At 64.5% G+C, this 17286-nt stretch carries 22 protein-coding genes; 11 read left to right on the top strand and 11 right to left on the bottom strand.

Annotated features, from left to right (window positions below):
* Positions 1 to 189 precede the first annotated feature (189 nt).
* The gene (ribB, locus tag ACNJYB_RS10615; RefSeq protein ID WP_439373903.1) at positions 190 to 1266 is read right to left on the bottom strand and encodes a 3,4-dihydroxy-2-butanone-4-phosphate synthase; all 1077 of its coding nucleotides are present in this window, start codon (positions 1264 to 1266) and stop codon (positions 190 to 192) included.
* A gap of 189 nt (positions 1267 to 1455) precedes the next feature.
* Positions 1456 to 3183 (bottom strand): cation:proton antiporter domain-containing protein, encoded by a 1728-nt coding sequence (locus ACNJYB_RS10610; protein WP_439373902.1) that lies wholly within the window; start codon positions 3181 to 3183, stop codon positions 1456 to 1458.
* A gap of 67 nt (positions 3184 to 3250) precedes the next feature.
* Between ACNJYB_RS10610 and ACNJYB_RS10605 the strand changes: the two genes are divergently transcribed.
* A complete protein-coding gene (locus ACNJYB_RS10605; RefSeq protein WP_439373901.1) occupies positions 3251 to 3772 on the top strand; it encodes a DUF3124 domain-containing protein in 522 nt (173 codons plus the stop codon).
* Positions 3773 to 3858: 86 nt separating this feature from the next.
* Positions 3859 to 5091, top strand: a complete 1233-nt coding sequence (locus tag ACNJYB_RS10600; protein WP_439373900.1) for a PLP-dependent aminotransferase family protein — start codon at positions 3859 to 3861, stop codon at positions 5089 to 5091.
* A 7-nt stretch (positions 5092 to 5098) separates the two neighbouring features.
* Here ACNJYB_RS10600 and ACNJYB_RS10595 read toward each other — a convergent pair whose 3' ends face one another.
* Positions 5099 to 5371: a helix-turn-helix domain-containing protein gene (locus tag ACNJYB_RS10595; RefSeq protein WP_439373899.1), complete on the bottom strand. Its 273-nt coding sequence runs from the start codon at positions 5369 to 5371 to the stop codon at positions 5099 to 5101.
* A gap of 157 nt (positions 5372 to 5528) precedes the next feature.
* Here ACNJYB_RS10595 and ACNJYB_RS10590 point away from each other — a divergent pair, with 157 nt between their 5' ends.
* Together ACNJYB_RS10590 and ACNJYB_RS10585 are read left to right on the top strand one after the other, a co-directional pair.
* The gene (locus ACNJYB_RS10590) at positions 5529 to 5981 is read left to right on the top strand and encodes a hypothetical protein (protein ID WP_439373898.1); all 453 of its coding nucleotides are present in this window, start codon (positions 5529 to 5531) and stop codon (positions 5979 to 5981) included.
* A 97-nt stretch (positions 5982 to 6078) separates the two neighbouring features.
* On the top strand, positions 6079 to 6306 hold the full coding sequence (locus tag ACNJYB_RS10585; protein ID WP_439373897.1) for a hypothetical protein: 228 nt from the start codon (positions 6079 to 6081) through the stop codon (positions 6304 to 6306).
* A gap of 70 nt (positions 6307 to 6376) precedes the next feature.
* Here the strand turns inward: ACNJYB_RS10585 and ACNJYB_RS10580 are convergent, their stop codons facing one another.
* The 5 genes from ACNJYB_RS10580 to ACNJYB_RS10560 all read right to left on the bottom strand — a co-directional run bounded on the left by ACNJYB_RS10580 (position 6377) and on the right by ACNJYB_RS10560 (position 11584).
* Positions 6377 to 7195 (bottom strand): aldo/keto reductase, encoded by an 819-nt coding sequence (locus ACNJYB_RS10580; RefSeq protein WP_439373896.1) that lies wholly within the window; start codon positions 7193 to 7195, stop codon positions 6377 to 6379.
* A 146-nt stretch (positions 7196 to 7341) separates the two neighbouring features.
* Positions 7342 to 8916 carry an alkaline phosphatase D family protein gene (locus ACNJYB_RS10575; RefSeq protein ID WP_439373895.1) on the bottom strand — a complete coding sequence of 525 codons (1575 nt, stop codon included), beginning with the start codon at positions 8914 to 8916 and terminating at the stop codon, positions 7342 to 7344.
* Positions 8917 to 9202: 286 nt separating this feature from the next.
* Complete coding sequence (locus tag ACNJYB_RS10570; protein ID WP_439373894.1) at positions 9203 to 9622, bottom strand: hypothetical protein; 420 nt, start codon at positions 9620 to 9622, stop codon at positions 9203 to 9205.
* 40 nt (positions 9623 to 9662) lie between these two features.
* Positions 9663 to 10730: an NAD(P)H-dependent flavin oxidoreductase gene (locus tag ACNJYB_RS10565; RefSeq protein WP_439373893.1), complete on the bottom strand. Its 1068-nt coding sequence runs from the start codon at positions 10728 to 10730 to the stop codon at positions 9663 to 9665.
* 479 nt (positions 10731 to 11209) lie between these two features.
* The gene (locus tag ACNJYB_RS10560) at positions 11210 to 11584 is read right to left on the bottom strand and encodes a PRC-barrel domain-containing protein (RefSeq protein WP_439373892.1); all 375 of its coding nucleotides are present in this window, start codon (positions 11582 to 11584) and stop codon (positions 11210 to 11212) included.
* Positions 11585 to 11716: 132 nt separating this feature from the next.
* Between ACNJYB_RS10560 and ACNJYB_RS10555 the strand changes: the two genes are divergently transcribed.
* The 6 genes from ACNJYB_RS10555 (at position 11717) to ACNJYB_RS10530 (ending at position 15879) form a co-directional block, all read left to right on the top strand.
* Positions 11717 to 13504 (top strand): thiamine pyrophosphate-requiring protein, encoded by a 1788-nt coding sequence (locus ACNJYB_RS10555; RefSeq protein WP_439373891.1) that lies wholly within the window; start codon positions 11717 to 11719, stop codon positions 13502 to 13504.
* Between the two features lie 3 nt (positions 13505 to 13507).
* A complete protein-coding gene (locus ACNJYB_RS10550; RefSeq protein ID WP_439373890.1) occupies positions 13508 to 13735 on the top strand; it encodes a hypothetical protein in 228 nt (75 codons plus the stop codon).
* A gap of 76 nt (positions 13736 to 13811) precedes the next feature.
* On the top strand, positions 13812 to 14363 hold the full coding sequence (locus tag ACNJYB_RS10545; protein ID WP_439373889.1) for a DUF4142 domain-containing protein: 552 nt from the start codon (positions 13812 to 13814) through the stop codon (positions 14361 to 14363).
* Positions 14364 to 14477: 114 nt separating this feature from the next.
* Complete coding sequence (locus ACNJYB_RS10540) at positions 14478 to 15053, top strand: phosphatase PAP2 family protein (RefSeq protein WP_439373888.1); 576 nt, start codon at positions 14478 to 14480, stop codon at positions 15051 to 15053.
* Complete coding sequence (locus tag ACNJYB_RS10535; RefSeq protein WP_439373887.1) at positions 15050 to 15397, top strand: DUF3147 family protein; 348 nt, start codon at positions 15050 to 15052, stop codon at positions 15395 to 15397. The genes ACNJYB_RS10540 and ACNJYB_RS10535 overlap by 4 nt, the downstream gene beginning before the upstream one ends.
* Positions 15397 to 15879 (top strand): DUF3147 family protein, encoded by a 483-nt coding sequence (locus ACNJYB_RS10530; RefSeq protein WP_439373886.1) that lies wholly within the window; start codon positions 15397 to 15399, stop codon positions 15877 to 15879. Before ACNJYB_RS10535 ends, ACNJYB_RS10530 begins: the two co-directional genes overlap by 1 nt.
* A gap of 148 nt (positions 15880 to 16027) precedes the next feature.
* On the opposite strand, the gene ACNJYB_RS10525 is transcribed toward ACNJYB_RS10530, so the two are convergent.
* Positions 16028 to 16186: a hypothetical protein gene (locus ACNJYB_RS10525; protein WP_439373885.1), complete on the bottom strand. Its 159-nt coding sequence runs from the start codon at positions 16184 to 16186 to the stop codon at positions 16028 to 16030.
* Positions 16187 to 16359: 173 nt separating this feature from the next.
* On the opposite strand from ACNJYB_RS10525, the gene ACNJYB_RS10520 reads away from it, so the two are divergent.
* On the top strand, positions 16360 to 16608 hold the full coding sequence (locus ACNJYB_RS10520; protein WP_439373884.1) for a hypothetical protein: 249 nt from the start codon (positions 16360 to 16362) through the stop codon (positions 16606 to 16608).
* Positions 16609 to 16763: 155 nt separating this feature from the next.
* Here the strand turns inward: ACNJYB_RS10520 and ACNJYB_RS10515 are convergent, their stop codons facing one another.
* Together ACNJYB_RS10515 and ACNJYB_RS10510 are read right to left on the bottom strand one after the other, a co-directional pair.
* Positions 16764 to 16970 carry a hypothetical protein gene (locus tag ACNJYB_RS10515; RefSeq protein WP_439373883.1) on the bottom strand — a complete coding sequence of 69 codons (207 nt, stop codon included), beginning with the start codon at positions 16968 to 16970 and terminating at the stop codon, positions 16764 to 16766.
* An 80-nt stretch (positions 16971 to 17050) separates the two neighbouring features.
* Positions 17051 to 17182, bottom strand: a complete 132-nt coding sequence (locus ACNJYB_RS10510; RefSeq protein ID WP_439373882.1) for a hypothetical protein — start codon at positions 17180 to 17182, stop codon at positions 17051 to 17053.
* Positions 17183 to 17286: the final 104 nt, after the last annotated feature.

Genomic DNA, 17286 nt, shown 5'->3' with positions numbered 1-17286 from the left:
CGTCCTTTCGCGTCTGGTTCCGTCTAAAAATCGCCCGACAAATTAAAGCGCCGGAGCAACAAGTGCAAATGCATCCTGGTTTCGGTCATTCCGGGTCGCGCAACGGCGCGAACCCGGAAACCCTTTGCCCTGCCACTTCGAGATTCCGGGTCTGGCGCTTTCAGCCCCATCCCGGAATGACACTGCGTGTCAGATCTCGAGCTGCTCGTTGGCGACGATCTCGATGCCGAAGCCCGACAGGCCCTTGTAGTCGTGCACCGAGGAGGTGAGGTGCCGGATCGAGGTGACGCCGAGATCGCGCAGGATCTGCGCGCCGACGCCGATCTCGCGCCACTGGCGGTTGCGGTCCGCCTCCGTCGAGGTCTCGTCCGGCAGCGGGGACACGGGCACGCCGGCGGCGCCGTCGCGCAAATAGACCAGCACGCCGCGGCCGGTTTTCTTGAAATGCTCGAGCACGGCGGCCATGCGCTTGTGTCCGGTGAAGGTGTCCTTGACGATGTTCGGCTTGTGGAAGCGCGTCAGCACGTTCTTGCCATCGCCGACGCCGTTGTAGACGAAGGCGACGTGGGCGATGGAATCGAACGGCGAGCGGTAGGCATAGCCCTGCAAAGGGCCGATCGGGCTCTCGGTCACGAAGGTCGAGACCCGCTCGATCAGCTTCTCGCGTGCCTGGCGGTAGGCGATCATGTCCGCGATGGTGACGTGCTTGAGCTTGTGCCTGGCGGCGAACTCCGCGACCTGCTCGCCCTTCATCACGCTGCCGTCGTCATTCATCAACTCGCTGATGACGCCGACCGGCGGCAGGCCGGACAGCTTGCAGAGGTCGACCGCGGCCTCGGTATGGCCGGACCGCAGCAGCACGCCGCCGTCCTTGGCGATCAGCGGGAAGATGTGGCCCGGCCGGGCGAAGTCGCTGGCGCCGACATTGGGATTGGCGAGCGCGCGGCAGCACGAGGCGCGCTCCTCGGCCGAGATGCCGGTGCCACCGTCGGGCTTGTAGTCGACCGAGACCGTGAAGGCGGTGGTGTGCGCGGAATCGTTGTGGGCGACCATCGGATCGAGCCGCAGGCGGCGCGCGTCCTCGGTGGTGACGGGGGCGCAGACGATGCCGGAGGTGTGGCGGATGATGAACGCCATCTTCTCGGCCGTGCAGAGCGAGGCGGCGACGATCAGGTCACCCTCGCCCTCGCGGTCCTCGTCGTCGGTGACGACGACGAGCTCGCCCCTGGCAAAGGCCTGCAAGACTTCCTGGACGGTATCGGGCATGTCCCAATCTCTATCGGTTACGGGGCCGGAGGCCTGCCGGACGCCTTAGCCGGACTTGGCGCCAAGCGCTAGTGTCCTGGACGCAACCGCATATGCCTGATGGCGGGGCGGCCTGCGGGCCTCAGGCTTGCACCGCAGATACCAGCGATATAGGTGCGCAGAGCCCGGACGGAAGACGGCAAACCGCCGTCAGGGCAGCACCTCGCGCCGCTCGCCGAGCCGCAGATCGAGCTCCGCACGCTTGTCGGCGAGCAGGCCCGCCTGGGCGGCTTCGATCACGGTAAACAGCTCATGAGCATCGCTGAGGCGGGTCACGGTGACGTAGCTGGCGCCGGCCGCATAGAGCTCCTCCACATCCGACAGCAGATCGGCCGTAGCAACGATCATGGCGGTCGGATTGAGGGCGCGGACATGACGGACCAGCTTCTCGTTGCTGGCGCCCTTCAGAAGCGCGTCCGGCACGCTGAGGATGATCATCTCGGACTTGCCGACGCCGGCATGGAGCAGCGTGTCGGCGCTGCTGATGTCACCATAGATCACGTGCAGACCGCGTGAAAGCAGGGTCTGGTACACATTGGGGTTGAAATCGACCACCGTGATCTGCTCCAGCAACACCGGGGCCTGCCGCTCGATCTCCGCCAGCAGCGCGCTCGCCGCGCGGAAAAAGCCGAGGATGACGATCCGGCGGGACTCGCCATGCCCGCCCTCGTGGCTCTCCTCGGCATGGCAACCGTGATCGAGATCGCGCAGGCCGATCCGCTTCAGCGGACCGATCGCCCGGCGGGTGATGTCGTCACTGCGGGTAATCACGAAGGTCGAGAGCACGGCCAGCACCACGAAGGCAAAAGAGGCGGCATTTGCCGTCTCGGCTGCGATGTGGTGGTCATTGACGCCGGTCTGGATCACCACCAGCGAGAACTCGGAGATCTGCGCAAGGTTCAGCGCCGGCAACAGGCTCGCGCGTAGCCCCTGCTTCATCACGTAGAGCGGCGTAAAGGTGGTGACGAGCCGGCTCACCACCGTGAACGCCGCGATCATCAGGGCGAGCCCGATCACGGAGAGGCCGGGCACGGGAATGGTCATGCCGAGCGCAACGAAGAACAGCGTGATGAAGAAGTCCCGCAGCGTGGTGACCTTGGCGGTGACGTCGAGCGCGTAGGGGAAGGTCGAGAGCGAGACGCCGGCGATCAGGGCGCCCATCTCGCGCGACAGCGAGAGCCGCTCGGCGGTCTCGGCGACCAGGAAGCACCAGGCGAGCGCGCCGAGCAGGATCAGCTCGGGACGACGGGCAATCTGGTGGAACAGGCGCGGCAGCACATAACGGCTGACCAGAAGCGCGGCCGCAACCAGCACCGCGACGCGGCCGATCGAGAGCAGGATGACGGTGACTTCCAGATTGGCAAGGCTCGGCTGCACCGCCAGGAACAGGATGGCGAAGATGTCTTGCAGCACCAGCACGCCGAGCGTGATGCGGCCCGGCAGCGTATCAAGCTCGCGCTTCTCATAGAGCACCTTGACGATGATGACCGTGCTCGACAGCGCACAGGCAACGCAGAGATAGATCGCGTCGAAATGCCCGCCACCAAGCGACAGGCCGATGCCGACGAAGAACAGCACGCCGAGCAGGCAGCCGCCGAGGAGCTGGCCACCCGCCGCGAACAGGATCACCCTGCCCGCCCGCACGATCTTCTTCAGGTCTATCTCAAGGCCGATCATGAAGAGCATGAAGATCAGGCCGAGCTCGGAGATGACGCTGATCGATTCCTGCGACTTGACCCAGCCGGCACCGAATGGACCTATGCAGAAGCCGGCGATAAGGTAGGCCAGGATCAGCGGTTGTCTGGAAAAGTGTGCCAGGAGGCCCAGCATCCAGGCAAACAGGATACAGAGGGTGATGTCGCGAATGAGCTCATGCATGCCAAATTGGTCCGTTTTGCCGCACCGTAGTGGCGGGTTGCGACGCGGCAAGCGAGCAATTCGTCACATGCGGATCGTGCTCTCTGTGATAGCCCTGCTGCGTCTGTTCGCATTGCCGGCCGCCGCGCAATCCAAAGTCGATATCGAACAAAACTTTGCCGAGTCGCTGACCGCGCTGCCGAAAGAGGAACTCGCCGTGTCCGGCGGGTTCTACGTGCCGGCGTATTCAAGCGTTGCGATGAGCCAGGGCAAGCTGCGCGTCGACTTCTCGGTGACATTGAGCGTCCACAACGCCTCCGAGACGCAAGCCCTGGTACTCAAGCGCATCGCCTATTTCGACACCGCAGGCAAGCAGGTCGAGAGCTATCTGAAGGCGCCGGTGGCCTTGAGGCCGCTCGCCACCGTCTCGATCTTCATCCCGACCGACGACGTGCGCGGCGGCACAGGCGCCAATTTCATCGTCGACTGGGCCGCAACAGGCGAGATCTCCGAGCCGGTGGTCGAAGCCTTGATGGTTGGCGGCGTCGCCAATGCGCATTACGCTTTCATCAGCCAAGGCCGCCCGACCCGGACGGCCGGAAAGAAATAGGCTGCCCACCCGGGGCGGCTAGCAAGACGGAAAGCAGGCCGGTGCAACGCCGGCCGCTCAACAAAAACAAGACGAGGAACGCTTCCATGACGTCCAGCTTCGATTTCGCCCCCCTGTTTCCCGCAGGGCTGCCGGCCCCCACCGCGCGCTGGACGGGCCTTGCCAGATACAGTTTCGTGGGCGGCAATAATGATTCCGAGCAGGTGCCGCTCGACGAGCTGATCGAAGCGACCAACACGGTGCTGCGGCGCGAGGGCCGTTCGCTCGCCACCTACGGTCTGGCGCACGGCCCGCAGGGCTACCTTCCCTTGCGCGAATTCCTGGTGACAAAACTCAAGCGCGATGCCGGCATCAACTGCACGGTCGACGATCTCCTGATCGTCTCGGGCTCACTGCAGGCGCTCGATCTCGTCAACAACACGCTGCTGACGCGCGGCGACACCGTGATCTTCGAGCAGGACAGCTATCAGGGCTCGTTGACCCGCCTTGCGCGGCTCGGCGTCAATGTGGTCGGCATCCCCCTCGACAGGGACGGGATGCGAATGGACGCGCTGGCGACGGCGCTGGCCGATCTGAAAAGCCGCGGCATACGCCCGAAATACATCTACACCATCCCGACGGTGCAGAACCCGACCGGCAGCATCATGCCCGAGAGCCGCCGCGCCGAGCTGCTGCGGCTCGCCGCCGAATTCGGCGTGCCGATCTTCGAGGACGATTGCTACGCCGACCTGGTCTGGTCGGGACAGCGGCCGCCGGCGATCTACGCGATGAGCCCGAACGGCGGCGTGATCCATATCGGCTCGTTCTCGAAATCGATCGCGCCGGCGCTGCGCGTCGGCTTCATCGTCGCGCCGTGGGATGTGATGTCGCGGATGCTGTCACTGAAGACGGATGCCGGCTCGGGGGCGCTGGAGCAGATGGTGCTGGCGGCCTATTGCAAGCCACATTTCTCGACCCACGTGCCTGCGCTGACGAAGGCGCTGCGCACCAAGCTCGACACGCTGATGGAAGCCCTGAGCGAGCAGTTCGGCACCGCCGCCGAGTTCGAGGAGCCCAAGGGTGGCATCTTCCTCTGGGTCAAGCTGCCCGATCAGGTCGACACGCTCAAACTCTATCAGGCTGCGCTGGCCGCCGGCGTCTCGATCAATCCCGGGCCGGAATGGTCGACCAATAAGAGCCATTCCAGCTCGCGGCTGCGGCTGTGCTTTGCAAGCCCCACGCATCAGCAGATCCGCGAGGGGGTCGCCGTGCTGGCGGAAGTGTGCCGCAGGGAGTTTGGCGTTCCGGCGCGGAGCGCCAATGTGGAGAAGCGGGCCTGAGCTAGCGTCAGGCCGCCTGTGGCTGGCTGCCGTGGATCGCTGAGGCCAGCCGCAGCAACAGGACGATCGAGACGTTACCCTTGCCCGCCTCGATCTGTGCGATGTAGCGCTCGGAAATCCCGGAGCGGCGGGCGAGCTCCCGGCGCGACAGGTCGCAGCGGGTGCGCGAGGATCTCAGGCGGTCGCCCAGCTCGGCCAGAAACGCGGCCTCCGAATAGGGCGGCGCGGCGCAGCTCCCCGGCAGCACTTCGCCCGCAAAATCCATGACTTGATTCAGCATTGGTGTATCCACGTTCGCCTTCGGAGCTGGCATCCTACTCCCGCTGCGGCCGGCCTCATTGACGCGGATCAAATTCGCGCGCGATCGGCAGCTGGCGTGGACGACCGCGCCGGGGATGCTACACTCTGGAATTCTTCGAGGCGGGGCTTGCCGGGACATGACGCGTTGCTTGAGCCGCTGGACCACGGCTGCATTGCTATGGGTTGCCTTCATACCCCTGGCCCACGCGGAGACGCTTGCGGCGACGGTCGAGCAATGGGGCCTGCTCGGCTCCTGGGCGGTCGATTGCGCGGCCCGGCCGGACCACGACAAGGGTGCGCTCCTGACCTACGAGATCCGGAAGGACGGTCGGGTGATGTACCGGCGCAATTTCGGCGACGCCAGGGACGAGAACGAGGTGGTGTCCGCCACGGTCAACGCCGAAGGCCTGCTCAACGTGGTGGTGTACTTCCCCTCGCTGCATCAGGCCCGCGAGTTCGGGCTGCTGCTGGACAAGGACGGCAGCCTGCGCGCGATCTACAATCGGAGCGAGCGCGGCGAGTACACGATCAGGGACGGCAAATACGTCGCCACGGGCGCGCCGACGCCGGCGCAGCAGCGCTGCGATTAACCTCATCTGAACATCCGTTCAGAATTCTCCTGCGATTCCTCCGGAACGTTCATGCGGATGCGCGGTTTAGATTGGCATTCGATTGGAGGAGGACATCATGAAGAAGCTTGGTTATGTGGTTGCGGCCCTCGGCACTCTCGCGATCGCAGCGCCGACGCTGGCGAGCGCGGAGACGGTGGTGATCAAGCGCGGTCATCACCACGGCCCGTACGCTGCGCGTGCCGAATACGGCATGCATCGCGACCACGGCTGGCATCGTGGCTGGCGCCATCATGGCGACAAGGTCGTCGTGATCAAGCGCAGCCATCGTCACCACTGGGACTAATGCGTAACGCAAACGCGGAAATGGCCCCTCACGGGGCCATTTCTTTGCGTGATCGAAACGCTCGGCGAAATCAATCCCACGCCGGTGCGAAGCCCGGATTGACGCAGCGCCTGTCCTTTGGGAGCGCCGCGATTTTCTTGCGGTCGGCCTCGTCGAGCGTGATCTTCAGCGCGTCGAGATTGGCCTGCTGGCTCTCGCGGCGAGAGGCCTTCGGAATCGCGGCAACGCCGTACTGGTCGAGCAGCCATTTCAGCGCGACTTGGGCTGCGGTCGCATTGTGCCTGGCCCCGATCGCGGCGAGCACCGGGTCCGATGCGATACGCCCCTGCGCCAGCGGGCAATAGGCAACCAGCGGGATCGACTTGGCCTTGAGATAGGCCAGCACCTTCGATTGATCGAGCATCGCGTGATATTCGATCTGGGTGCAGGCGATCGGCGCCTTGATGTCCTCGACGGCGATCTTGAGCAGCGCGGTGGTGAAGTTGGCAACGCCGATCGCCCGCGTGCGTCCCTCCTCCTTCAGCTTCATCAAGGTCTCGAACACCGCGCCCCAATTCGCCGATTTCGACGGCCAGTGCACGAGATAGAGATCGACCTGATCGAGCCGCAGCTTGGTCAGGCTGGCGTCGAAGGCACGCCGGATCGCATCGGGGCTGAGGTTCTCGTGCCAGACCTTGGTCGTGACGTGCAGCTCATTGCGCGGCACGCACGCTGAGGCAAGCGCGGCGCCGATCGCCTCTTCGTTGGCGTACATCTCGGCGGTGTCGATGTGGCGATAGCCGATCGCGAGCGCGCTCTCGACCGCCACCCGGCAGGCATCGCCCTGCATGCGGAAGGTGCCGAGGCCGAGCTTGGGCATGCTGATGCCCTGTGTCTTCAGATGATCCATGAACAGGCTCCTGACGTATTCAACCCGCCGGATGCACGCGGCGATACCGCGTGGGCAGACTCTTCGGTGATGGAAGGGAGATGGCGGGAACGGCCAGCATAGCGCGGACGACGCGAGGCGGCCAATCAAGATCGGGTTAGCGCAGCTCAGGTGTGCTGGGCAGCCAGGGCCGGACGCGGCTGCGGCTGCGGCACGATATCGACCGACCAGAGATCACGATTGTCGACGTCCTTCAGGGTCACGGTCATCACGCCGCTCGGGCCGTCGATGTCAACACGGCCGAAGAATTGCAAGCCAAAACAAGGAGCGAGATTCTCGCCCTGCGCCGCGCTGCAGCCGTTCTGGTACATCGCGACCGGACCAAACGTATTGTCGAGCCCTCCCGGGCCCCAGGTACCGGCATGGAGCGGGCCGGAGACGAATTCCCAGAACGGCTCAAAATCCTGGAACTGGGCCTTGCTCGGATCGTAATAATGCGCGGCGGTGTAGTGCATGTCGGCGGTGAGCCAGACGATGTTGCGCACACCCGCGCGCTTGATCGAGGCCAGGAGATCGGCGATCTCGTGCTCACGCCGGTCCGGCGGACCATCGCCGAGCGCGACCGCGTCGAGGCTGATCAGGCCGATCGGCAGGTCGGCCGCGATCACCTTCCAGGTCGCGCGCGAGGCGGCAAGCTCGCGCTTCAGCCAGGCGAGTTGCTCGGCACCGAGGATCCAGCCGCCGTGATCATCGCCCTTGTTCCAGGTCTCGTCGCGAAAACTGCGCATGTCGATCATGAAGACATCGAGCAGCGGGCCATAGGCGATCCTGCGATAGACCCGGCCCTGCCGCGTGCAGATATCGCGGATCGGCATGAAGTCGAAGAAGGCACGGCGGGCGCGCGCGACCAGGCGCGGGGTGCCGTCGTCCTCGAAGCCTGCATCATCGTAGCTGCCGGTCGGCGACCAGTCGTTGGTGACCTCATGGTCGTCCCACTGCGCGAACATCGGCACGTGCGCGTGGAACGCGCGAAAATGCTCGTCGAGATGGTTGTATTTGTAATTGCCCCGGAACTGCGCCAGCGTGTGCGCGACCTCTGCCTTGTCCTCCGTGACGAGGTTGCGCCAGGTCTCGCCGTTCGGCAGCTTCCGCTCTGCGGGAATCGTGCAGTCGGCGTAGATGTGGTCGCCGGAGTGGATGAAGAAATCGGGACGGTTGTCGAGCATAGTGCGATAGCTGCGATAGCCCCCGCGCGAGACGTCGATGCCCCAGCCCTGCCCCGCGGTGTCGCCGGACCACAGGAACGAGATCGACCGGCCTGAGGCCGGCGCGGTGCGGAAATGGCCGATGCGGCTTTCGCCGGCGATGCCGGTGGCGATGTCGTCGAAGCGGATGCGATAGAAGATGTCCTGCCCGGTCGGCAGGTCGTTCAGCAGCAGTTTGGAGGTGAAGTCGGCATCTGGCAGCGCGTCGCGCGAAGCCGATGCGATGATGGTCTTGAAGCTCTCGACCGTCGAACACTCGACGTGCATCCGCGCCGGCCTGTCGGCGCGCGCCCAGATCACGGCGGAGTCATCCGAGACATCGCCCGACTGGATGCCGCCCGCAATCTGCGGGCGGTCTGCAGCGCGGCTGACGTGGGGCGTTGCGAGCGTGCCGAGCGAGGCAACGGCGAGGCTGGAGGTGGAGCGGACCAGGAATTGCCGCCGGCTCCATGCGCGCGGAGCGCAGAGTGTTGCCATTCAGGAGACCTTCGTCGAATCGCGACGGAAGGTGCCTGCGCCGTTTGACTCCTATCCTGATGGTTTCTTGACTCCACGCCTACGGTTCTGCGACGCGGGGATGACGGGCCGAGGTGCAGCCGCAGCCGTGGAGCGGTTCCTCGCTACGCTTGCGGGGAGAGGGTTGGGGTGAGGGGGAGTCTCCGCCCGGACGGTGAGAGTTGGACTCGCGGAGGCTCGGAATTCAAGCTTCGATCGAATTCCGGCCTCTCCCCGCGGGCGGGGAGAGGCGAAGAGAATGTCGCGCCTAGCGCTTCCAATTGCAGATGCCGCCGGAGCGGCAGGGCCAAGTCTGGATGCGGGTGTCCATCGCCTGGGCGTCGAGCGGATTGCCGCGGCGATGCGCGAGCTTCGTGCGCGCCGCACCGCGGGGCTGCGTGCCCTTGGCATGCGCGAGCTTCGGCTCCGACACGTGCACGCGTTCAGCCGCGACCTTCTTCGGCACGTCCATCGGCTCGGCCCGCGCCTGCGCCTCGTTGCCGCCCTTCGCCTCGAGCGCCACCGGCGCGAATTGCGTCTCCGGGCCGAGACGCTTCGGCGACAGCACCGCCTTGGAGAGGTCAAGACCAAGATATTCGTCAGGCTTGTAGTCGTCAGCGCGCGCGATGCCGCCCCACGCAAGGACGAGGGCTACGGCAACCGCAAAAGGAACGCCTTTCAGGACCACGGACGCCTCCTGAAACTGACTATTAAGGGGTAATTTACCCCTATTTAGGAGGCGTCGCGGGCAATTCCAGCGGCCGATTGCCGCCGTGGTTAAGAAGTTTGGCGGTGTCAGGCGACTTTTCGCGTCGCCCCGTCCCATCCAGGAACCCCATGAGGCGGCCGCGGATGATGGTTTCCGCCTCGCCCATGATGCGATCGATGAGTTCCTTGCAGGAGGGGATGTCATGGATGAGGCCGGCGACCATGCCGCAGCTCCAGGCGCCGGCGTCCATCTGTCCCTCCAGCATGATCCTGGGATAGACGCCCGCGACCTGGTCGTGAATGTCGTCGATGGTGAGCTTGGCGCCCTTCTCGCGCTCGATCTCGAGCAGGCGATCGACATTGGCGTTCTTCAGCACGCGCTCGGTGTTGCGCAGCGCGCGCATGATCAGCCGGGTATCGAGCTCGGTGGCCGCGACAAGCGCGTTTTTCACGTTCTGATGCACCGGGGCTTCCTTGGTCGCAATGAAGCGCGTGCCCATGTTCATGCCGGCCGCCCCGAGCGAGAGTGCCGCGACGAGGCTGCGCCCGTCAGCCATGCCGCCGGAGGCGACGAACGGGATCTTCAACTCCTCAGCCGCGCGCGGCAGCAAGATCATGTTGGGGATGTCGTCCTCGCCGGGATGGCCGCCGCACTCGAAGCCGTCGACGCTGACTGCGTCGCAGCCGATACGCTCGGCCTTCAGCGAGTGACGGACCGAGGTGCATTTGTGGATCACCTTGATGCCGGCCGCCTGCAGCGCCGGCATGTATTGTTCCGGGCTGCGGCCCGCGGTCTCGACCGCCTTGATGCCGCCTTCGACGATCGCCGCGATGTATTCCGGATAAGGCGGCGCTGAGAAGGTCGGCAGGAAGGTGAGGTTCACGCCGAATGGCTTGTCGGTCATGTCGCGGCAGCGCGCGATCTCTTTCGCCAGCAACTCCGGCGTCTTCTGCGTGAGGCCCGTGATGATGCCGAGCCCGCCGGCATTGGAGACCGCGGCGGCAAGCTCGGCAAAGCCGACGAAATGCATGCCGCCCTGGATGATGGGGTGCTCGATGCCGAACAGTTCGGTGATCGCGGTCTTCACGTAAGTCGCCTCCCGGATTTGGTTTGTGTGGGATCAGTCTAACCGCAGTTTTGCGAAGCGGTCACCATTTCTCTCCGAACGGACTGATCTCCATCTCGAAGGTCCAGGCATGCACGTGCATGCAGGTCCGGGACGGAGGGTAGCGGTCGGGTGAGTGAGGCGAGCGGGCCTCTCTCCACCGTCATTGCGAGGAGCCCTTGCAACGAAGCATCCAGAGTCCGTCCGCAGGGACAGTCTGATCGCTCCGCCCGCTTGAGTGGCAACGGTCTTGTCTCAATGCCCCCGCGCCGGGCCCTCAGGTCGATCGGGCGCAGAATCATCAGTACCGCGACGATCGCGCGCGTCCAGAACACATCGATATAGGGGAGGAAGCCGACCTGCTGCTGCAAGGTCCTGCCGACCCAGGCGACTGCCTGTGAAAGCGCGGCACTCACCGTGCCGCGCTCGCCTTTATTGCCGCTCTCGCCGCCAATTGCTCGTCAAGCGAATGGAACACCGTAGTACGAGTTGATGCCGCGAACCGCGGATTCATCACTCCAGTTCCAATCGCTTTTCGCCCCGTATTTCGGTGCGCCTTCCAGCTGCTTGGCCGTGATGCCGGTGACATATCCGCCGAGCTCCGTGTCGTATTTCAGCGACTGCCAGGGCAAGGGGTAGTGGTCGTTGCCGAGGCCGAGAAACCCGCCGAACCCAAGCACGGCGTACGAAACCTTGCCGCTGATCTTGTCGATCATGACACGCTCGATCGAGCCGATCTTGTTGCGATCGGCACCGTATACCGATGTTCCCTCGACCTTGTCGCTGCCGATCAACCGGCCCATCTCGCTGCGGTCCAGCTCGCCTTGATTCAACATTGCAATTCTCCACTCAGCCAATGTGTGGACCAACCGGACAGCCGTGCGATCGTTCCGGCTCGGGTTCCTCCGGCAGGTCAGGAACATCGCAGGGAACGAGCGGTTCTTTGAGCTTCACAGAGGGCCATGCGGATGTCCCAGACCGTTTCCGACTTCATCGTCCAGCGCCTGCATCAATGGGGCGTGCGCCATATCTTTGGTTATCCCGGCGACGGCATCAACGGCGTCTTCGGCGCGATGAACCGCGCGGAGGGCAGGATCGGCTTCGTGCAGGCGCGGCACGAAGAAATGGCGGCGTTCATGGCAACCGCATACGCGAAATTCTCGGGCGAGCTCGGCGTATGCATCGCAACCTCGGGGCCCGGCGCCTCGCACCTCATCACCGGGCTCTACGATGCGCTGCTCGATCACCAGCCGGTGCTCGCGATCGTCGGCCAGCAGGCCCGCAACGCGCTCGGCGGGAGCTACCAGCAGGAACTCGACCTGGTTTCCATGTTCAAGGGTGTCGCCGGCGCCTACGTCATGCAGGCATCTTCGCCTGCACAGGTGCGCCATCTGGTTGATCGATCCGTGCGGATTGCACTCGCCCGGCGGACCCCGACCGCGCTCATCCTGCCCAACGATCTCCAGGAAGAACCATACGAAAGTCCGCCCCGCGCCCATGGCACGCTGCATTCCGGCATCGGCTACAGTGCGCCGCGTGTCACGCCCCGCGAGGCCGAGCTCGACCGTGCCGCGGAGGTGCTCAACGCCGGCAAGAAGGTTGCAATGCTCATCGGCGCCGGCGCGCTTCACGCCACCGACGAGGTGATCGCGGTTGCCGACCGGCTGTCGGCAGGCTGCGCCAAGGCCCTGCTCGGCAAGGCCGCGTTGCCCGATGACCTGCCCTGGGTCACCGGCTCGATCGGCCTGCTCGGCACCGAGCCCAGCTACAACATGATGACGGACTGCGACACGCTGCTGCTGGTCGGCTCCGCTTTTCCCTATGCCGAATTCCTGCCGAAGGAAGGCAGCTGCCGCGGCGTGCAGATCGACATCGACGCCAGCATGATGTCGATCCGCTTTCCCATGGAAGTCGGCCTTGTCGGCGATGCTGCCGAGACACTTCGCGCGCTGTTGCCGCGGCTCAAGCCGAAGACCGATGGTGCCTGGCGCAAGGGTATCGAGGACGATGTCGCCAGATGGTGGAAAACCCTGGATGATCGCGCGCATCAGCCGGCCACCCCGGTCAATCCGCAGCTCGTCGCCTGGGAGTTGTCCCCGCGCCTGCCCGACCGCGCCATCATTACCAGCGATTCCGGCTCCTGCGCCAACTGGTTCGCGCGCGATCTGAAGATACGGCGCGGCATGACGGCCTCGCTGTCCGGCGGCCTCGCCTCGATGGGCGCGGCGGTGCCTTATGCGCTCGCCGCGAAATATGCCCATCCTGATCGTCCCGTGATCGCGCTCGTCGGCGACGGCGCGATGCAGATGAACAACATGGCCGAGCTGATCACCGCTGCCAAATACTGGCGTTCCTGGCGCGATCCCCGTTTCGTCGTCTGCGTCTTCAACAACGAAGACCTCAACCAGGTCACGTGGGAGCAGCGCATCATCAACGGCGATCCCAAGTTCGAGGCCTCGCAGCAGATTCCGAATGTGTCCTACGCGCGCTTTGCCGAGCTGGTTGGGCTGCGCGGCATCTATGTCGACAGTCCGCAGGTCCTGGGCTCTGCCTGGGCGCAGGCGCTGGCGAGCGAGATGCCCGTGGTTCTGGAGGTGAAAACCGACCCCGAGGTGCCGCCGCTACCGCCGCACATCACGTTGCAGCAGGCCAAGAACTTCTCGCTGGCGCTGATGAAAGGCGATCCGAACGGGAGCGGCGTCATCAAAGGTGCAGCACGGCAGGTGCTCGAGACGATCCTGCCTGGAAAGGAGTGAGCCATGAGCGACTTTCGCGACATCCAGAACGGCGTCAACGATCCCGTCGACGGCGTCGACGTGAAGCAGCACTTCAACGACAACAAGACGCCGCACGAGCGCGCGCAGCGCCATGCGGACGTGCGCGCCGAGCCGTCGGCCTCGCCAGGCGAGCCGTTCCTGCCGGAAAGGCTGCGGCGCAGGGCGACCGATCCGATCAACCCGCGCACCGGCCGCAATCCGACCGATTAGGAACCCCGGTCCCGATCCCGGGTTGATCGCAAGTCGCGCGGCCAGCGGCCGCGCCGCCAATTCAGAGGACCGAACCATGAAACGAACCGTCATCGCCCTCGCCTGCGTGCTTCTCGCAGGTCCCGCGCTCGCCCAGTCGGTCGGCGAAAAGACCGGCGTCAATTCGGCGCTCGGCGTCGCGCCTGCGACTGCCGACTTCGTCAAGGAAGTCGCCATCAGCGACATGTTCGAGATCGAGTCGAGCAAGCTCGCAGAGCAGAAGGGCAACGCAAAGGAGAAATCCTTCGCACAGCAGATGGTGACCGACCACACCAAGACCAGCGGCGAACTGAAGGGTCTCGTCGGCAACGGCAAGGTCCAGGCAACGCTGCCGACGGCGCTCGACAGCTCGCACCAGAGCAAGCTCGACAAGCTCAAGGGCGCGACCGGAAAGGACTTCAGCTCCGATTACAACTCCTACCAGGTCAGTGCGCACGAGGACGCAGTTTCGCTGTTCGAGCGGTACGCCAAAGGCGGCGATAATGCCGAGCTGAAGGACTGGGCCGGCAAGACGCTGCCCGCGCTCAAGCACCATCTCCAGATGGCGAAAGAGCTCGACAAGGCGCCGAGCGTCGGCCAGTCGAAGTAATACTCTAGAGCGCCGGCTCTGCCGGCGCCCTCTCGGCCCTAAGCCGCAGGAACCATCACCGTCACACAGGCTTTACAAAAGAGTCATGGAGGACATTTCAGCAACTGCGGACCGATGGCACTCGTAACAGTCAAACCCACTCGGATCGACACGGCGATCGCGAATGAGATCGCCGACCACACCAATTCAGGGCTGGAGCAGACAGCACAGACGCTGACCTGGGCGGCCGACGAGCACGTGCTTCTGGCGCTTGCCGTTGCAGGGTGGCTGTACGCGCAATTGCGACGCCCGGAAACACGCCCCGCCGCCAATCATATTCTGGCAGTAACCCTGGCGACGGCGATGCTGCCGCACGCGCTGAAGTCCGTGTTCGACCAGACAAGACCCGATCGCACGACCATTCGCGGTCATGGACATGGCGTTCCCATCTCGGGGCGAGCGCGGGATGCCTTTCCCTCCGGCCACGCCATGCACATGGGTGCCCTCGCCTCGGCAGCGGGTCTCTTGCCGACAAGGCCGCGCCGCGCGATACGCGTCATCGCGGTCGCGCTTTCGCTGACGCGCGTTGTGCTGCTGGCGCATTGGCCGAGTGACGTGCTGGCGGGGTTCTCCCTCGGCATTGTCGTCGAACGACTCCTCAGGCCGCTCACATTGACACGGCGCCGGCACCACAAGCGGGTGCAGTCATGACCGAATACATCGTGCGCTTCATCGCCGGCGGGGTGATCGTTTCAGCTTTTGCGATCCTTGGCGACATGCTGCGGCCAAAGAGTTTTGCCGGCCTGCTCGGCGCCGCCCCGTCGGTCGCGCTCGCCACGCTCGCAATCGCGATCGTGCAGCATGGCAGAGCTTACGCCGCGGCCGAAAGCTGGACCATGATCTATGGCGCGATCGCGCTTGCCTGCTACGGCGTCGCCGTGTGCCATCTGCTGATGCGGTTTCGTCTTGCCGCGCTGCCCGCCACCATTCTCGCCTTCGCGGTATGGCTGGGCGTCGCCTTCGGCCTGCTCGCGAGCTTCGGAGGTGCCGCCTGATGCTGGTCAAGCTGTCCCCATCGGCGCTGAAGCAAACGCGCTGGTACGAATACGCTATTCGCTTCGTGCTTGGCGGACTGGCGACGGTGCTGGCGGGCATCATGGGTGCGAGCTTCGGCACCTCGATAGGCGGGCTCTTCCTTGCCCTTCCCGCGATCTTCTGCGCCAGTGCAACGCTGATCGAAAGTCATGAGCGGCGGGCCAAGGAGAAGGCAGGTCTCGACGGACGCCGGCGCGGGCAGGAGGCCGCAGCGCTCGACGCAGCCGGCGCCGGCCTGGGGAGCATCGGTCTTGCTGCGTTCGCCGCCGTCTTCTACGTCACGGTCCCACAGAGCAGCGTAGTCGCCTTCATCGGCGCCATCCTCGCCTGGGCCGTGGTATCGATGTCGGCGTGGTGGATGAGACGGAAACTTCGTATCGTCTCGCATCGCGTGCCGTCCGAATCCAGGTCGGGATTAGCGCGGCGTCGAAGCGTCTCGTAGCTTGAGGAATTCGAACATCTCCGCGGCAGCATGAAGCTGTTCGATACGCGCGGCAACGGAATCCCGCTGAACGCCCACCGGCAGACTTGCAAGCTCGTGCTCGAGCCGCAGCCTCTGCGCGTCGAGACGCTGTTCGAACGTGTGGGGTTCAGACCGTCTTCGCATCGTCCGTCCTCGGCGGTTGCAGGCCCGGGCTGTTCGCCCAGCGCTCAACTTGATCGATGACCTTCTGGTGGCTTGGCCGCACCGGCTTTGCTGCTTCTGGCTCGTCGGAAAGCTTGCGGGGTAACCTGACCTCATCCGTCATGGCCGATCTCCCTTTGAAGTAGAATGCGCCAGTACCCGACTCGTTTCAACATTAACTTATTGATTTTGCTATATCTTTTTACTCAATTGGCAGGTTCGTCGACTCTTGTGGAACTCCCGCTAAGTTCGTTTGTTGAGTAGACTGCTCAAATTACTCATTTTGCGTGATCGACCATGAATGACCTTCGCGCCGAGCGCCTCCAGGTCATGCTCTCACCCGACGAGCTGGCCGCGGTTGATGATTTCCGGTTCAAGCACCGCATGCCGACCCGCGCTGCGGCAGTCCGGGAACTGCTCAAGTTTGGGCTGGCGGCAGCGGGCGTCGATGCCGCTGCAGGCGTGAAGTCGAGCAGCTTCGGCGTGTTCGGCCGCGGGCCGGACGGTCACACTCAAAGCGACCCCGAAGGCAGCAAAGAGGACTGATCAAGCCTCGCACGCCAAAACGGCCCCGGCACGGTGGGTGCCAGGGCCGTCCTTGGAGATTGCTTCCGGCGCACCGGGGGCATGCCTACCGGAAGCAATCCGTCGACTCTTCGCGCGCGGATTCGTTCCTTGCGAGAACCTTTAGCGGATCACCCCTAGCCGGTCGGCGCGTCGCCGGAATCATCCGGCATCACGCCGGAGCCTGGCGTCTTGTTCTTGTCGGTAAGCTCAGGATCGCGCGTCGCCTCGCGCGACGGCGAGCCCTTCGGGTCCGTCTTGTGCACGGCCTGGGCGCGCTGCTTGTCGCGCGGCTGCTCCTCCGCGCGCTGGTCCTTGACGATGCCGTGGTCGGAATGGGCCATGATATTCTCCCGCTTCTATCTCGATGTATCGAAGCGGCTACGCAGGTCAGCGCCGAATGTTCCGGGCGCAAGCGACGGCGCTAGCTATGCGCGGCATGAACCGCAGCAGACGCCTTCCCGAGCTGCACCTGCCGCACCGTCGTCACCGTCGCGAACGCGACCGAGACGCCAAAGGCTAGAATGAGTGAAAGAAGGGCGAGACGTGGAGCCATTGCAAAAACTCCTTCTGGGATCAAAATCCACGCGATCGATTGCTCCCGCATGATCCTGCATTGCTCGCTTGCGGTCCGTGCTTCATCTCACACGCGGACTGACG

Source organism: Bradyrhizobium sp. SMVTL-02 (genome assembly GCF_051853005.1).
Taxonomy (GTDB): domain Bacteria; phylum Pseudomonadota; class Alphaproteobacteria; order Rhizobiales; family Xanthobacteraceae; genus Bradyrhizobium.
The sequence above is the reverse complement of the archived record's forward strand: the minus strand, read 5'-3'. Positions and strand labels throughout refer to the sequence as shown.

What these genes read in the sequence shown, in the direction of transcription:
- ACNJYB_RS10530 (WP_439373886.1), top strand. Translation starts at nt 15,397, where the DNA reads ATGCTGGTCAAGCTGTCCCCATCGGCGCTGAAGCAAACGCGCTGGTAC.
- ACNJYB_RS10575 (WP_439373895.1), bottom strand. Translation starts at nt 8,916, where the DNA reads ATGGCAACACTCTGCGCTCCGCGCGCATGGAGCCGGCGGCAATTCCTG.
- ACNJYB_RS10590 (WP_439373898.1), top strand. Translation starts at nt 5,529, where the DNA reads ATGACGCGTTGCTTGAGCCGCTGGACCACGGCTGCATTGCTATGGGTT.
- ACNJYB_RS10550 (WP_439373890.1), top strand. Translation starts at nt 13,508, where the DNA reads ATGAGCGACTTTCGCGACATCCAGAACGGCGTCAACGATCCCGTCGAC.
- ACNJYB_RS10605 (WP_439373901.1), top strand. Translation starts at nt 3,251, where the DNA reads ATGCGGATCGTGCTCTCTGTGATAGCCCTGCTGCGTCTGTTCGCATTG.
- ACNJYB_RS10595 (WP_439373899.1), bottom strand. Translation starts at nt 5,371, where the DNA reads ATGCTGAATCAAGTCATGGATTTTGCGGGCGAAGTGCTGCCGGGGAGC.
- ACNJYB_RS10560 (WP_439373892.1), bottom strand. Translation starts at nt 11,584, where the DNA reads ATGTTGAATCAAGGCGAGCTGGACCGCAGCGAGATGGGCCGGTTGATC.
- ACNJYB_RS10585 (WP_439373897.1), top strand. Translation starts at nt 6,079, where the DNA reads ATGAAGAAGCTTGGTTATGTGGTTGCGGCCCTCGGCACTCTCGCGATC.
- ACNJYB_RS10540 (WP_439373888.1), top strand. Translation starts at nt 14,478, where the DNA reads ATGGCACTCGTAACAGTCAAACCCACTCGGATCGACACGGCGATCGCG.
- ACNJYB_RS10535 (WP_439373887.1), top strand. Translation starts at nt 15,050, where the DNA reads ATGACCGAATACATCGTGCGCTTCATCGCCGGCGGGGTGATCGTTTCA.
- ACNJYB_RS10520 (WP_439373884.1), top strand. Translation starts at nt 16,360, where the DNA reads ATGAATGACCTTCGCGCCGAGCGCCTCCAGGTCATGCTCTCACCCGAC.
- ACNJYB_RS10525 (WP_439373885.1), bottom strand. Translation starts at nt 16,186, where the DNA reads ATGACGGATGAGGTCAGGTTACCCCGCAAGCTTTCCGACGAGCCAGAA.
- ACNJYB_RS10610 (WP_439373902.1), bottom strand. Translation starts at nt 3,183, where the DNA reads ATGCATGAGCTCATTCGCGACATCACCCTCTGTATCCTGTTTGCCTGG.
- ribB (WP_439373903.1), bottom strand. Translation starts at nt 1,266, where the DNA reads ATGCCCGATACCGTCCAGGAAGTCTTGCAGGCCTTTGCCAGGGGCGAG.
- ACNJYB_RS10555 (WP_439373891.1), top strand. Translation starts at nt 11,717, where the DNA reads ATGTCCCAGACCGTTTCCGACTTCATCGTCCAGCGCCTGCATCAATGG.
- ACNJYB_RS10510 (WP_439373882.1), bottom strand. Translation starts at nt 17,182, where the DNA reads ATGGCTCCACGTCTCGCCCTTCTTTCACTCATTCTAGCCTTTGGCGTC.
- ACNJYB_RS10580 (WP_439373896.1), bottom strand. Translation starts at nt 7,195, where the DNA reads ATGGATCATCTGAAGACACAGGGCATCAGCATGCCCAAGCTCGGCCTC.
- ACNJYB_RS10515 (WP_439373883.1), bottom strand. Translation starts at nt 16,970, where the DNA reads ATGGCCCATTCCGACCACGGCATCGTCAAGGACCAGCGCGCGGAGGAG.
- ACNJYB_RS10600 (WP_439373900.1), top strand. Translation starts at nt 3,859, where the DNA reads ATGACGTCCAGCTTCGATTTCGCCCCCCTGTTTCCCGCAGGGCTGCCG.
- ACNJYB_RS10545 (WP_439373889.1), top strand. Translation starts at nt 13,812, where the DNA reads ATGAAACGAACCGTCATCGCCCTCGCCTGCGTGCTTCTCGCAGGTCCC.